A 15,861-nucleotide genomic window follows, 5' to 3' on the forward strand; every position below is an offset into this window, starting at 1 on the left:
TAGTTCCGAGTTTGTATATAGTATATATGCACCTGTAGCTCAGTGGATAGAGCGTTCGCCTCCGGAGCGAAAGGCCGCTGGTTCAAATCCAGTCAGGTGCAATAATTATTTTCAAACAAAAATGAAGACCACAAATGATTTAGACACTATCATTTGCGGTCTTATTTTTAATTTATTAAACTTAAGTTCTATGTAAGCAAGAGTTACCCCATTTCAAATAAACAAAATATTATTGATATTCAACTTTCTCCAAGTATAATCCCCCTGCCTCGGCTATAATACCGGTTTCTTTTCTTAGTTTTGATTCTAAGATATGAGGAATATCACAGGGCTTCTTCTTACCCAAACCCACTTCAATTAAAGTACCGACTATTTTTCGAACCATATTATAAAGGAAGCCGTCCCCACATATCCGGATATTGACAAAGCCCTCCTCCTCTTTTATGTCAATGGATATAATATTTCTTACCATTGACTTCTTTTTAGATTTTGCATTGGAGTAGGCAGTAAAATCATGCTTTCCTATAAAGAAAGCGGCTGCTTTTTTCATTTCCTCTAGGTCCAGCTTTTCCTCAATATGCATACTATACTTTCTCATAAAGGGATTTGGATATTTCCGATTCCAAATCTTATATAGATAGGTTTTTGATTTGGCATGATATCTGGCATGAAATTTATCAGGTACAAGTTCAACCTTTACAACACTTATATCCTTAGGAAGATATCGTATAAAATAATCCATGATTTCTTTCTCGGTAAACTGCTTATCGGTATGGAAGTTAGCCACCTGGCATAAGGCATGAACTCCGGCATCGGTTCTGCTGCAGCCAATAATTTCTGTATCCACACCGATAAGCTCTGAGATTACATTCTCAAGTTTACCCTGTATAGTATTTTCTCCTCTTCCTAATCTCTGCCATCCTTTGTATCTTCCACCGTCATATTGAATTGTAAGTCTGTAATTAGCCATTATCTAGTCTCCTATTCTTCGATATTAACCACCTTTCCCATAAAAAGAATGGTATCCATTACATCATCATTAATGATAAACATAAAGGGGCGGTTAGCTATAAATGTAAGAGGTTCTCTGACAGATGTAACATCAACTGATACTACAGTGGAGGCTGCTGCCTCACTGCCCTCTTCATTTACTTCAATAACTGCTTTATGAAGAACTCCGCTGATAAAAAGATTATTTCCTATACTTGAAAAGTCAGCTTCCTTAGTAAAGGCTTCTTCCATACCCAGTGTCTTTAGGCTCTTAGTAAGATCTTTTATACCATACTCCAGCTTAAACTTAGGAATCCTAAATATTATATCCTTTTTTTCTGAAACTGTCTTTTTAATTCCCGTCCATTTATCAAGGGTTATATTATTGATAAACTCATTGATATCTAATCCTTCTGCCGGGAGAATAATATACATAGATACTTTTTTATCCCCATAAGGGAGCCTAACTGCTTTAAAATCTTTACCTTCAGTATATTCAACGGAAGTTTCTTCCCTCATCATCATATTAACTTTTTGCACATCACCTTTAAGAGTGGTAAAATCATCTTTATAAGTAAGTTTTGGGTCAAACTGCTCATTCCAATTCCCCTTAAAGTATATAGCATTAATCAGATACATAATAGTTTCAGGGGGTATGGGAGGGGTCAACATTTTATCAATTTTACCCTCTGTGGCATTTTTTATCCAATCATTTATAATATCTGCCGATTTTGAATCAGTAAAATCTAAGCTTTCCACCCTGGCATTAAAAGTTCTTTCATTAGTCCTTAGAAACTCCTCTTTAATAGCTTGATTTTCCCTAACCCAGATAGAGTTTCCTATATTAAGTTCTATTTTATCATCAATTTGCTTAAGAAAGTTATTTAAATTTTTATAACTTTCATTTACTAAGGTCCGATCCAGTCCCGAAAATCCCAGTACTTTTTCCATTCCCTCCTTGGTGCTTGTTTCTGCTCCATTATAAGTCATGGTTAAAGCTTGTGATATACTTAAGGGTGATATAAAAATACTCTCTTCTAAATCTTCTTTATTTAGCTCTTTAAAAATGTTAAAAGCAAATTCCTGGCTGCCATCTACCAATTGTCTATCTATCTTTTCTATATCATAATCTTTTGTTATTTTATCTTTATTCTCTTTTGTCTCATTCTTGGAATCTACATTTTCTTTTGTTTCAATCTTGGTATCTTTATTCTCTTTTGTTTGACTGTTGGCACTGCTTATCCCTAATGCATTTTTACAGGCCGATAGAAGAATCATTAAAGTTGCTAAAGATAATACTAATACTGTTTTTTTCATCAAATACACCTCCAAATATAATTTATGTTGTATAAATTAAAATATAATAGTTACTAAAGATTAGACGAGAGTATTTTCCTTATTGTTCCAATTTATTATATCATACATAAACAAAAATAAACCACTAATAATAAAAATAAAATAATACAGAAGGTAGGAATAATATTGCATTATATTGTCCTCGACTTGGAATTTAATCAAAATCCTGAATCCATAATAGACTTAAGTCTTATACCAGGTAACTTAATAAAGAAAAACAAATATCCCCAAGAAATTATACAAATTGGTGCCGTAAAACTAGATGAGAATTTAAATATTATAGAACCCTTTAACCGACTTGTAAAACCCTCTATCTACGGTCACATAAGTCCATTTATTACTGAACTTACAGGCCTTACCCAAGAAACACTAAATGCCGGAAGTCATTTTAGTCAGGTCTACAGTGAATTTATACAATTTTCAAAAAAATCCGAGTCCGTATTATGTGTATGGGGAATGACAGATCTTAAAGAACTATATAGAAATGCCATATATCATAGACTTGATGAAAAACTACTGCCCAAAAAATATATTAATATCCAACCCTACACATCAGTTTATCTGGGCCAGTCAAAGAAAAAATTACTGAGCCTAAGTTACTGTGTACAGGCTTTAGGAATTGAAATTTCATTTCCTTTTCATGATGCATTATATGATGCCATATATACTGCCGAGCTTTTTAAAAAAGTATATAATCCAGCCATATTACCAAAACGCTATAATCCTTCCTTGGCTATAAAGCTTGCAAGACCCAGCAAAAAGGTTTTAGATTTTCCCCTGCTGATTTCTCAGTTTGAAAAAATGTTTTCTAGAGAAATGACAGAAGAAGAAAAAGAAATCATCCGTCTTGCTTACCATATGGGTAAAACCGGACAATTCCTAAAGACGGATGATAAATAGTAACTTATTAAATTTAATCTGAAAGCTTGGTCATCTTCAAGATTTCAATCATATGACCGATATTTCCCTCTCCGGCAAATAGCTTCATATCAAAAAAATCCTGTGAAAAATCCAACCAGCAGAGAGGATGTTTCTCCCTTTGAAGCTCTACTTCATTTTTTAGGACCCCAACATATACTTCCATCCTTATCTGCTGAAAATGCCATATATAATCCATAAATGGGTAAAGAATTATATCCTTATCTGTGATACCGGTCTCCTCATATAATTCCCGATATGCAGCGGCAAGGGAATCTTCTCCCTCTTCTATCTTACCTCCTACAAAATTATATAGGCCCTCATAGGGATCTTTCATCCTTTTGCAAAATAAAATACGGTCTTTTTCCTTGTTTAATACTATAATACAGTTGTAACTTTTCATCGGTACCTCATTTTAATTAATAATTTATGCCTATTACTGATTTTGACCTATTAGTTCTATCTTATCGGCAGAAATCTGTGCAGGATAGGACTCGGCTATAATACCATTATAACATATTTTTATCCTGTCTCCCGGCTTAAATATGTCAGAACTTACTTTTTCTCCTTTATCATCAAAAAACTCAGTCTCTAATAAGCCCACTGATATTTTGTCAGAAGACTTATATTCACTACTGTCCTCATCAGGGGCAACCAGTAATCTGTCACCTGTCTCGATAATTTCTGCTTCAAATATTGCAGGCTCTGTATTTGTATTGTCATTATTATCAGTAATTTTTGAGCAAGCAGCTAAACTAATACTTAAGACTAATACCATAATCATTACAAATCGTAATCTTCTCATAGTTTCCTCCTTTTTTTTGTTTTTATATATAATCCTTTGTTTATTATTAGACGGTGAATTAAGGGCCATAGTTCCATAAAAAAGAACTTACAAGGTAATTTTAATAGCCCTCAGAAAAATCAACAATATTTATCAGATTTTCCTTATTAAGATATCGCCTTAAATTTTCTATAAACATTTCAAATCGTCTCTTATTATTTCCTCTTGACATATAGGAAGAATGTTGAGTTATGATTACATTAGGCAGTTCCCATAGCGGGCTGTCATAAGGCAGGGGTTCCGGTGTCATTACATCCAGTCCGGCACCTCCAATCCAATTATTACTTAAGGCTTTTATCAAGGCCTCCTGATCAATCAACTGACCCCGGCCTACATTTACTAAGAAGGCATTGGGTTTCATAATACGAAGCTTTTCTTCTGATATAATTCCCTTAGTTTTCTTAGTAGCCGGTAAGGAAAGAACAATATAATCAGACTGCCTTAATAAGTCATCTATCTCCTGGCCAAGATAAAGTTCATCCACATAATCCGGTTTTTTAGAAGGAGTCCTTTTTAGGGCAAGGACCCTAACTCCCCATGCCTTTGCTCTTTTTGCCACCTCAATGCCTATATCACCAAGTCCTATTATACCTATTGTGGAACCATATAAATCCTTAGTATCTAATACCTTATTCCAACTTTTATCCTTCTTTAAAAGAGCGTATTCCTGAATGTTTCTGTTATGGGCTAAGATCATAGCAAATACGTGCTCCGCCATAGGAAGGCTATATACACCCCTGCTGTTGGTTAATAATATATCTTTATTCTTATACAAATTAAGATCAATATACCCCTCGGCTCCGGCACTGATTAGTTGAAGCCAGCGCAGTTTTTCTGCCATTTTAAGCTGGTTAGGTCTTGGTAAACCAAAGATAATTTCTGCTTCAGACAAGATTTCTTCTCTTAGCTTACTATGGTAAACTTCTTTAATTATAGCCCCTTTAGCAGTTTTTTCAATTAATTCTTTCTGATTATGATCAAGTGAAAAGGTCTTGTTGCTAATGACCAAAATATTAAGTGCCATGTCTTCATTATACAACTCCTTTCCTAATATTGTATTCTACCCATTAATATTTAAGATACAATAAAATAATAATATAAGATATCTTTAAAATAACATATTTTCCTGAGCAAAAAAAGAGTGCGTCCAAATCTATACTTTGGACACACTCTTTTATTTTATAAAATCCTAAGAATTAATTATTCTTATTCTTGATCTTTATTAACTGAGTATAAAGCTTCCAGTCTCTTTAAGTGCTCATACTTAGCAAGAGCCTGTTTCTCAGCTTGTTCAAATAGCTCCTCAGCTCTGTCAGGATTCTGACGAATAAGAGCACTGTAACGTACCTCATTCTTTAAGAATTCCTGATAGCTTTCTGAAGGTGCCTTACTGTCAAGCATAAACGGATTCTTTCCTTCAGCTAATAGACGAGGGTCATAACGGAAGTTATTCCAGTATCCGGAAAGAACTGCACTCTTTTGCTCAGTCTGTGACTTGCCCATTCCGCCCTTAATACCGTGATTGATACAAGGTGAGTAAGCAATGATTAAGGAAGGTCCGTTATAGCTTTCAGCCTCCATCAGAGCCTTAATAGTCTGATTGTAATCTGCACCCATTGCAATCTGTGCAACATATACATAACCGTAGCTCATAGCAATCTGTGCCAGATCTTTTTTCTTCACTTCCTTACCTGCAGCTGCAAATTGTGCAATTGCACCGGTAGGTGTAGATTTGGAAGATTGTCCACCGGTATTAGAATATACCTCAGTGTCAAATACAAGGATATTTACATCCTGTCCACTTGCCAGTACATGATCTAATCCGCCAAATCCGATATCGTAAGCCCATCCGTCACCACCGAAGATCCACTGGGACTTCTTGGATAGGAATTCTTTATCTTTTAAGATTTCATTAGCAAGTTCACATCCACATGCCTCTAATGCTCTAATCAGAGCGGAAGTAGCACCGGAATTCTCCTTGCCGTTATCATAAGTAGCAAGATATCTTTCTGCCGCAGCTTTAACTTCCTCATTATCAGTTGTGGACATAAGCTCTTCAACTTTACCTTTTAATCTTTCTCTTAAGGTTTGCTGTGCAAGCATCATACCGTAACCAAATTCTGCATTATCCTCAAATAAGGAGTTAGCCCAAGCAGGACCTCTGCCATTTTTTGATACGGTATAAGGTGTGGAAGGCATAGATCCACCCCAGATGGATGAACATCCTGTTGCATTGGCAATAAACATTCTCTCGCCAAATAACTGTGTTACCAGCTTAGCATAAGGTGTCTCACCACAGCCGGCACATGCACCTGAGAACTCTAAGAGAGGCTGTTTAAACTGACTGCCCTTAACTGTTGTCTCCTTGAATTTCTCGTTAACTTCTGGCTTCTCCTTTAATGAGAATCCATAATCAAAGTTCTTTTGTTCCTCAAGTTTTTCTTCTAGAGGAGACATAACCAGTGCTTTTTGACCCTTCTTACCGGGACATACATTAGCACAAGAGCCACATCCGGTACAATCTAAAACGGAAACTGTCATGGCAAATTCCAAATCAGGTAAACCTGTCATGGCAACCTTCTTCATTCCTTCAGGAGCATTGGCAGCTTCATCCTTTGTCATAGCCACAGGACGGATTACCGCATGAGGGCAGACATAGGAACAGAAGTTACACTGGATACAATTTTCAGGAATCCAGTTAGGAACATCTACTGCAATACCACGTTTTTCATAAGCAGAAGAACCTTGAGGCAGTGTTCCGTCAACATGATCTACAAATGCTGATACAGGAAGTTCATTACCTCTTTGTGCATTTACAGGAGTAAGAATGTTATTTACAAAATCAACAACTTCTTTACGTCCTTCTGTAACCTTAACATGAAGTTCTTCATCCTGGGCATTCTTCCAGTGCTCAGGAACCTTAACTTCCTTAACATCTGTAATACCACGATCAATTGCAGCATGGTTCATGGCAACAATCGCTTCACCTTTCTTACCGTAGGTAGCTGTTGCTGCATCTTTCATATATTTTACTGCTTCATCAACAGGAATAATATTAGCCAGCTTAAAGAAAGCAGCCTGAAGAACTGTATTAATACGGCCACCTAGACCGATTTCTCTACCGATGCTTATACCGTCTATTGTGTAGAACTTAATATTATGTTCTGCCAAATAGCGTTTTACCTGACCCGGTAGATGCTCTTCTAACTCTTCCATATTCCAGCCGCAGTTTAGTAAGAATGTACCGCCATCCTTTATCTCCTGAACCATATTATATTTCCTTACATAGGAAGGATTATGGCAGGCAACAAAATCGGCCTTTGTAATTAGGTATGTAGATTTAATAGGCTTTTTACCAAATCTTAAGTGGGACATGGTAACGCCACCTGATTTTTTAGAGTCGTAATCAAAGTATGCCTGGGCATACATATCTGTATGGTCACCGATAATCTTAATTGAGTTCTTATTGGCACCTACTGTACCATCTGCACCAAGACCCCAGAACTTACAATTAATTGTACCTTCAGGACTTGTATAAGAAACATTTTCATAATCTAGGGATAGATTTGTAACATCATCCTTAATACCGATAGTGAATGTCTTCTTCTCGGTATTGTTATATACAGCGATTATCTGTGCAGGGGTTGTATCTTTTGATCCAAGACCATAGCGGCCATTGAATACAGGAACATTTTCAAATTTAGAACCTTTAAGGGCTGTAACAACGTCAAGATATAAAGGCTCTCCGATAGCACCGGGCTCCTTAGTTCTGTCAAGAACAGTAATTTTCTTAACTGTGGAAGGTATAGCCTCAACTAAACGTTCTGCACAGAAAGGTCTGTATAAGCGAACCTTAACAAGACCAACCTTCTGTCCGTTTGCATTGAGGAAATCAATAGTCTCTTCAATAGTATCACTTACGGAACCCATAGCGATAATAATTTGCTCAGCATCTTCTGCACCGTAGTAATTAAAGAGTTTATAGTTAGTACCGATTTTAGCATTAACTTTTTCCATATACTCTTCAACGATAGCAGGAAGTGCCTCATAATATGTATTACTAGCTTCTCTTGCCTGGAAGAATACATCAGGGTTCTGTGCTGAACCACGAAGTACTGGGTGCTCAGGATTTAATGATCTGCGGCGGAAATCATCGATAGCATCCATATCAACCATTTCCTTTAAATCCTCATAATCCCATACTTCAATCTTCTGAATCTCATGAGAAGTTCTAAATCCATCAAAGAAATGTATGAAAGGTACTCTTCCCTTAATAGCTGCCATATGAGCAACTGCACCCAGATCCATTACTTCTTGAGGATTACTGCTGCATAACATAGCTGCACCTGTCTGGCGGCATGCATAAACGTCGGAATGATCACCGAATATAGATAATGCATGGCTGGCTAATGCACGGGCAGAAACGTGAAATACACCGGGAAGCAGTTCACCAGCGATTTTATAAAGATTAGGTATCATCAATAATAAACCCTGTGATGCAGTAAAGGTAGTAGTTAAAGCACCGGCTGCTAATGAACCGTGAACAGTACCTGCTGCACCTGCTTCAGACTGCATCTCAACAACTTTAACCGGTTGCCCAAAAATATTTTTTCTGCCTTGTGCTGACCATACGTCAGTCACTTCGGCCATAACTGAGCTAGGGGTAATAGGATAGATAGCTGCAACATCAGTAAATGCATAAGAAACATGAGCTGCTGCATTGTTTCCATCCATTGTTTTCATTTTCCTTGCCATTGAAATGTCCTCCTTAAATTTAATAGAATCAAAATTGAGAGTATTTGTCCTCTCATATTATGTTTTTATCCGTCGATTCATAATTATAACACATTATAAAAAATATTGAAATATAAAAGTTTAATTTTTAACAATTTCACTTTTACGTTATAAATTATTTATTATAATAAAACTGCCGCTTCACGAATTTTAATCCTTAAAGCGACAGTCTTATTAACTGCATCAGTATAATAAATATCTTACATAGATATAGCATCTCTTTCCATGGAGTATATGTAAACATTATCCGATAGTATTTCATCTACCGGTACCGATGATTTATTTATCTCCATAACCATCTTACTTAGGTAATCAATATTTAATTTTTTTTTCATTGGTAAAAGAATTATTTCATGAACACTGCTGGGTAATATATAAAGATCAGAATTGATTTGATGAGCAAAATTTTTGATTAGGTCCTTATAAAGAAGACAGGAAGCACCATTAATGCCTTTTTCATTGGTTAGTATATACATAGGACATGATATATATGAAGGATTGCCATTGTCTAAAGACCCACGAAGCACCTCTTCCATGGTTCGTATTACAGGAGGAAAAAGCCTGCTAGTATTTTTAAAGGCCAAATCCCTTAAGTTATTCAGGCTAATATTCCATAGCTTCATATGCTCATTAGTAATACGAATAGTTCCAATACCGTCATCTTCACAACGGACAAGGCAGTGGAAAGTGACTGCAAAATCCAAATATTTAATATATGGTATCTGAGTAAGCAGCTTCTTATTCCTTTCTAAACTTACAATACGAAAGAAAATATAGGACCCTATGGTATCTAAGGAAAAATTAAAATCATCTTTTATAGCAGGTATAGAGCAATGATTATATATCATACAGAGACGGTCAATTATCTCTTTCATAGAAGTACCTGCCAAGTACAAGTCATAATATCCATTTAAATAAATATTCGGAGCAAAATTTCGTCCTTCCTTAAGTAAAACTAGGCTGTCAAGTTCCAGGGAGTTGTTTTTTAATACCTTATAAGTCATAACACTATAAGAATCCCCCATTCTTTCCCTAATCTTATCCTTGATATAACTCACAAAAGAAACATAATCCAGTAATTCTTCCTTTACTGCATTTAGCATGAATTAATCCTCCTTATAACATTGTCATTTATTGGACTTTAAAAAGATTCTTTGGAAATAAAAATGATATGATATGAATTTCCTTAAGGAATTGAAGCTCAAACATGATTTCTGCCACTGGCAGAGCAACAGATTTATTTGTAGACATATTATAACAGAAGAAATTGCCAAATGCAAGTAGATTTTTACAAATTTTTACATAACATTTTGGTCAAAATATTGTTTATTTTGCCAAAATCTATGTATCTTTACTAAGAGCAATTAAAACTTGAGACGGTGCATAGAAAGTCCACATTAATATTGATGAAATTAAATATATTTTGTTATAAAAAGAAGCTAAATCTAAATAAGAAGATAAATTAAATAATGCCACATTTATATCACAAAGAAGGAATAGTATCATACCTATAGCAAGATATCTGATATTTCTTCTATTTTTAAATTTTATAGACAGTTTAAGACTTAAGGCTGTATTGCTTATAATAGCAAGAAAATAAAAAATACAAGCTACCAAAAGGCCGTCTATCATAATATTCATTTTCCATAAAAATAGAATTATTGCCAAGCTAATAAAAATTTGATAAATAATTTTCTTAAATTCTTTTTTAATAGCTTTATGACCAGTGTTATCAGATATCTGCATATAATGAAGTTCAGTGATACGTAAGCTATGAAAAAGATGTGCAAGTATAAATGTTAATACACCATAAAAATAATAATCAGAAAGTAGCAAAAACACATCTGATATCAGAGTAAAAAATAGGGCTAATATTAAAAATATACTCTGTCTGTCAGCATTTTTTCTGCTTCTTATAAGAACATATAAAAAGCATAGAAGAACAACCGTAAATTTTATATTATTTGATAGTGAGTTGTTTAACATAGTGTTATTTAACCCTAGAATATCTAAAAAAAGAAATATCCCATACAATACTAATTGGATGAAAATAAACAGATATTTGAACCATTGCCCTTTCAATTTGCATCACCTTAGAAGTTCATACCTTAGGAATCTATATTTTTTAGAAACTCTTCTGCCTCGTTTTTTTCTAAAGGTTGACTATATAGATACCCTTGGGCCATATTACACTTAGATTTTATTAAGAAGTTTTCTTGGTCAAGGCTTTCAACTCCTTCAGCTATTACATTTAGATTTAGATCTTTTGCAAGAGATATGATAGCCTGAATAATTTTTTGATTACTGTCATCAAGTATATTATCTATTAAACTATTGTCAATCTTAATATTTTTTAAAGGTAAGAGTTTCAAAGAATTTATGGAAGAATATCCGGTACCAAAATCGTCTAAGGAAAAACTAAGATCAAGTTTTTGCAATTCTTTGATTGTATTAATTGTATAATCAATATCTTCCAAGGCCACAGCCTCAGTTATTTCCAGTTCAAGTTTTTTGGGATTAATATCTGTTTCTTTAATTACTTCATAAACTGTTTCAATAAAATCATTATCCTTAAACTGCCTTGCTGATAAATTTATGGCCATATTTATATCATTTCCTAAATCAGACCATTCTTTTAATTGCTGACATGCAGTCAGGAGTACCCATTTACCTATTGGTACCATTAAACCGGCCTCTTCAGCAAGATCTAAAAATTCACTTGGACTAAGTAAACCCTTTTGGGGATGATTCCAACGGATTAAGGCTTCAAATCCTATTGGTTTTTTGTTGTTTATATCCATTATGGCTTGATATAGCAGCATAAATTCATTTTTTTCAATTGCCCTGCGAAGTTCTGACTGTATTTCAATTTTATTTGTTAATATTTGATTGAAATCTTCCTCATAATAAATATAAGAGTTTTTTCCGCTAATTTTAGACATATACATAGCGGAGTTGGCGTTTTTAACCAAACTCTGTGATGTCTTTCCATCTTTAGGTGCAAAAGCAATTCCTATATTTACCGAAACAAAATACTCCTTAGTAGACAATATAAAGGGATATGTAAAGACATTATTTACTTTTCTGATTTTTTCTTCATAGGAAGCCATATCATTTAGGTTTTGAGTTAAAACAACAAACTCATCCCCACCGATACGGGCCAAATAATCGTTCTCATCTAAAACCTGCTTAATACGATGGGTTGCATCGATTAAGAGTTCATCACCGTATGAATGACCAAGGGTGTTGTTAACATTTTTTAAATCATCCAAATCTATAATCATCAGTGCAATAATTTCATCATTACGGAGTGTAAGCATAATGCTATCCAACATTTCATTAAATGCAGTACGATTAGGCAGCTCAGTTAAATAATCAGTATAAGCCAGCTTCCTAATGCTTTCATTATTTTTATTTAGTTCTTCATAGCGACTAGTTAATGCATCATAAGAAGACAGAGTACTTTGATAGATTGACTCCAATTTATTATAATCCATATTCATTTTTTCATTTTCATGGTTTGCCACTGAAAGTTTCTTAGTCAGTTTAACCATTCTGATAAGGACAATTATAAACAGCGACAGTAGTAAAATTGCTCCTAATATAATCCATATTATAATTGCCTGACCAATAATATTTTTACCCATAAATCCTCCGTTATAGCCCATATATTTATGAACTTGTTAATGATAGATATTCATGCATTGCTTTTGCCGCCGCTTTACCGGCACCCATAGCTAATATCACCGTAGCAGAACCGGTAACAGCATCTCCTCCGGCAAAGACACCCTTTCTTGAGGTTAATCCTGTGTCTTCATCTGCTATAATACACCCATATTTATTAGTTTTCAATCCTTTTGTTGTTGAAGCTATCAAGGGATTAGGCCTAGTTCCCAGAGACATAATTACTGTATCTGTATCAAGTATAAAATCTGATCCGTCAACTTCCATAGGTATTCTTCGGCCTGAGGCATCCTCTTCTCCCAATACCATTTTAACACACCTCATACCCTTAACCCAACCCTTATCATTAATTAATATTTCTTTAGGATTAGTCAAGAATTTAAATTGTATTCCTTCTTCCTTAGCATGATGGACTTCCTCAATTCTGGCAGGAAGTTCTGCCTCACTCCTTCTATATACTACTGTTACTTGGGCTCCAAGTCTTCTGGCTGTCCTTGCAGCATCCATAGCCACATTGCCCCCGCCCACAACCGTAACTTTTTTACCTGTAATAATAGGAGTATCATAATCCTTATCAAATGCCTTCATCAGATTGCTTCTTGTCAGGTATTCATTGGCTGAAAATACACCATTGGCATTTTCACCGGGTATACCCATGAATTTTGGCAGACCGGCTCCGGATCCAATAAAGACTGCTTCGTAACCTTCCTTATCTAATAGCTCGTCTATGGTTACGGATTTGCCCACAATTACATTGGTCTCAATTTTTACACCTAAAGCCTTAATATTCTCTATCTCCGGCTTAACCACAGCTTCCTTAGGCAGCCTAAACTCAGGAATTCCATAAACTAATACCCCTCCCGGTTCATGAAGAGCCTCAAATATGGTTACATCATAACCAAGCTCAGCCATTTCCTTAGCACAGGTTAAACCTGCAGGTCCCGAACCGATTATGGCAACCTTCCTTCCGTTTTGCTTAGTCCTTGTTGGTCTTATATTATTCTCCCTAGCCCAATCTGCAACAAATCTTTCAAGCTTTCCAATGGATACCGGCTCTCCTTTTATACCTCTTATACACTTTTGTTCACATTGGATTTCTTGTGGACATACTCTACCGCATATGGCAGGAAGGGCAGAATATCTATTAATAATATTAAATGCTTCTTTTATATCCCCCTCTACTATTTTCCCAATAAAGCCGGGAATATCAATAGATACGGGACATCCTTGAACACATTTGGGATTTTTACATTGTAAGCAACGGGCTGATTCAGCTTGTGCTTCATTATAAGTATACCCAAAACATACCTCTTCAAAATTATTTATTCTAATGTCCGGATTCTGTTCTCTTACCGGAACCCTTTTTAGCATATTCACTATATACATATCCTCCTAAATATAAGTATATAATTAGTCTTCATGACATTGACAACCCTTATGGTGATGGCTATCTCCTTCTTTGTCACGAAGAAGCTTTTTTCCCTCCTGGGTTTTATACATGGAAAGACGATTTATGGCTTCATCAAAATCAACCATATGTCCGTCAAACTCCGGGCCGTCCACACAAGCAAACTTAACCTCATTACCTATGGTAAGCCTGCATGCTCCACACATACCGGTACCGTCCACCATAATGGGATTCATGCTTACTATTGTTTTTATATTTAACTCCTTAGTTAGGATACATACATACTTCATCATAATCATAGGGCCAATGGCAACAACAATATCATAATGCAGTCCTTGGTTTTGTATAAGCTCTTTAATGCAGTCGTTAACATTTCCTTTCATGCCGTAAGTACCGTCATCAGTTGTTATATAAAGATTCTTGGCATATTGTCTGATAGGCTCCTCTAGAATAATAAGCTCTTTACTTCTTGCTCCAATTATACAATCAACATCATAGCCATTTTCTTTCATCCATTTTACCTGGGGATATACCGGTGCCGCTCCTACACCTCCAGCAACAAAAAGCACTTTCTTTTTACTTAATTCTTCCTTTGACATACCCATAAGCTCAGAGGGTTTTCCTAATGGCCCGGTAAAATCACGAAATGCTTCTCCAACTTGGTGTTTTGCCATTCGTTTTGTTGAGCTTCCCAGGGCTTGAAAAACAATTGTAACTGTGCCTTCTTCTCTGTCATAATCGCATATGGTTAAGGGGATACGTTCTCCCTTTTCATCTATCTTAAGTATAATAAATTGTCCCGGCAAGCAGTGGGAGGCAACCCTAGGTGCTTTTATATCCATCAGATAAATTTTATCCGCTAGTTTTTCTTTTCTTGTTATTACATATGTATAATTATTTGTCATTTACAAAACCTCTTTTACTGCATAATTACAAATAAATATTTTAGCTTATATTATAGAATATATATACTAAAAAATCCAGTCCATTTTATATTAACAAAATATTATACTTACTTTTGACTTTAAAAATTTACTTGACAGTAGATAAAAGAGACTGTCTCCATAATTATAAAATATAGTGGTTACAGTCTCCTTAAACTATACTAAAGTCTTTAATTTATCCAAAAATTCCTTATAATTTTTTATCTCTGCCTCCTTGTCAACACCAATTCTGCCCAAGCGATCACATCTACATAACAAGGCAATATCATGTATGTCTACATCTTTTACCATTTGTCTAGGGTTTCCGAAAGGTAGTCCTTTTAATACATATAGCATATGCATATGGTATTTAACCATTAAGCATACTTTCTTAATAAAATCCTCATCATTTGTATACTCCTCTAAAAATTCTTTACTTATTTTAGCCCCTAGCTCATCATGATCATAGGAAGTAATTCTGCCTTTTCTAACCTTTGTAGTGTCCGGTTTTCCTATGTCATGAAGAAGGGCTGCCCACATAAATGCTTTGCTATGGCTGCTTTGGTCTTTTACCTTAGCTGCTTCATCCACCACCATCATAGTATGATTCCACACATTCCCCTCAGGGTGATATTTTTTTGATTGCTCTACATTCTTTAGTTTCTTAAGCAAGTTTAGAGGATATATATCCAATTCCTTATCTAGACTGTTAAAATACCCTGAAGGAGCAATATCCTCCAATAAATGCTTATTTAACTCTTCAAAAGTAATAAGGTTTATAGTTCCACTTAACTTAGACATCATTATGCTCTATAGACTTCCTTTTTGCATTTTTATTCTTTTGCTGATTTTCCCTAGTTATGGGGGTCTGTCCATTAGCCTTTTGAATCCTGGCTCTTTTATTATCTGGTTGAGAATCCTTAGGCATTATAACCTCCTTATAA

Annotated in this window: 14 protein-coding genes and 1 tRNA gene; 2 read left to right on the forward strand and 13 right to left on the reverse strand. The window is 35.1% G+C overall.

Going from position 1 to position 15,861, the window contains the following annotated elements; all coding sequences use genetic code 11:
- Positions 1–28: 28 nt before the first annotated feature.
- Positions 29–101 (forward strand) — tRNA-Arg (locus SD1D_RS08930).
- 128 nt (positions 102–229) lie between these two features.
- Here SD1D_RS08930 and truA read toward each other — a convergent pair.
- Entirely contained in the window at positions 230–970 is a 741-nt protein-coding gene (gene truA / locus SD1D_RS08935; protein ID WP_058258593.1) for a tRNA pseudouridine(38-40) synthase TruA, read from the reverse strand.
- 11 nt (positions 971–981) lie between these two features.
- Positions 982–2,307 carry a serpin family protein gene (locus SD1D_RS08940; protein WP_058258594.1) on the reverse strand — a complete coding sequence of 442 codons (1,326 nt, stop codon included), beginning with the start codon at positions 2,305–2,307 and terminating at the stop codon, positions 982–984.
- Between the two features lie 165 nt (positions 2,308–2,472).
- Here SD1D_RS08940 and SD1D_RS08945 point away from each other — a divergent pair, with 165 nt between their 5' ends.
- Positions 2,473–3,246 carry a 3'-5' exonuclease gene (locus tag SD1D_RS08945; protein ID WP_058258595.1) on the forward strand — a complete coding sequence of 258 codons (774 nt, stop codon included), beginning with the start codon at positions 2,473–2,475 and terminating at the stop codon, positions 3,244–3,246.
- 13 nt (positions 3,247–3,259) lie between these two features.
- Here the strand turns inward: SD1D_RS08945 and SD1D_RS08950 are convergent, their stop codons facing one another.
- From SD1D_RS08950 to SD1D_RS12575, 11 genes are all read right to left on the reverse strand, one after another.
- Entirely contained in the window at positions 3,260–3,667 is a 408-nt protein-coding gene (locus SD1D_RS08950) for an NUDIX hydrolase (protein WP_058258596.1), read from the reverse strand.
- 33 nt (positions 3,668–3,700) lie between these two features.
- On the reverse strand, positions 3,701–4,069 hold the full coding sequence (locus SD1D_RS08955) for a DUF3221 domain-containing protein (protein ID WP_058258597.1): 369 nt from the start codon (positions 4,067–4,069) through the stop codon (positions 3,701–3,703).
- A 100-nt stretch (positions 4,070–4,169) separates the two neighbouring features.
- Positions 4,170–5,132: a D-2-hydroxyacid dehydrogenase gene (locus SD1D_RS08960; protein WP_058258598.1), complete on the reverse strand. Its 963-nt coding sequence runs from the start codon at positions 5,130–5,132 to the stop codon at positions 4,170–4,172.
- Between the two features lie 182 nt (positions 5,133–5,314).
- A complete protein-coding gene (nifJ, locus tag SD1D_RS08965) occupies positions 5,315–8,863 on the reverse strand; it encodes a pyruvate:ferredoxin (flavodoxin) oxidoreductase (protein ID WP_058258599.1) in 3,549 nt (1,182 codons plus the stop codon).
- A 239-nt stretch (positions 8,864–9,102) separates the two neighbouring features.
- Entirely contained in the window at positions 9,103–10,005 is a 903-nt protein-coding gene (locus SD1D_RS08970) for a DUF5688 family protein (RefSeq protein WP_058258600.1), read from the reverse strand.
- A 238-nt stretch (positions 10,006–10,243) separates the two neighbouring features.
- Positions 10,244–10,888, reverse strand: coding sequence for a lysoplasmalogenase family protein (locus SD1D_RS08975; protein ID WP_058258601.1), 645 nt, complete (start codon positions 10,886–10,888; stop codon positions 10,244–10,246).
- A 122-nt stretch (positions 10,889–11,010) separates the two neighbouring features.
- The gene (locus tag SD1D_RS08980; protein ID WP_058258602.1) at positions 11,011–12,549 is read right to left on the reverse strand and encodes a putative bifunctional diguanylate cyclase/phosphodiesterase; all 1,539 of its coding nucleotides are present in this window, start codon (positions 12,547–12,549) and stop codon (positions 11,011–11,013) included.
- 25 nt (positions 12,550–12,574) lie between these two features.
- Positions 12,575–13,972, reverse strand: a complete 1,398-nt coding sequence (gltA, locus tag SD1D_RS08985; protein ID WP_275940382.1) for an NADPH-dependent glutamate synthase — start codon at positions 13,970–13,972, stop codon at positions 12,575–12,577.
- Positions 13,973–13,996: 24 nt separating this feature from the next.
- Entirely contained in the window at positions 13,997–14,899 is a 903-nt protein-coding gene (locus SD1D_RS08990) for a sulfide/dihydroorotate dehydrogenase-like FAD/NAD-binding protein (RefSeq protein ID WP_058258603.1), read from the reverse strand.
- Between the two features lie 195 nt (positions 14,900–15,094).
- Positions 15,095–15,721 (reverse strand): HDIG domain-containing metalloprotein, encoded by a 627-nt coding sequence (locus SD1D_RS08995; protein ID WP_058258604.1) that lies wholly within the window; start codon positions 15,719–15,721, stop codon positions 15,095–15,097.
- Entirely contained in the window at positions 15,711–15,845 is a 135-nt protein-coding gene (locus SD1D_RS12575; RefSeq protein WP_273231302.1) for a hypothetical protein, read from the reverse strand. Before SD1D_RS12575 ends, SD1D_RS08995 begins: the two co-directional genes overlap by 11 nt.
- Between the last annotated feature and the right edge of the window lie 16 nt (positions 15,846–15,861).

This window comes from Herbinix luporum (assembly GCF_900070325.1).
Taxonomy (GTDB): domain Bacteria; phylum Bacillota; class Clostridia; order Lachnospirales; family Lachnospiraceae; genus Mobilitalea; species Mobilitalea luporum.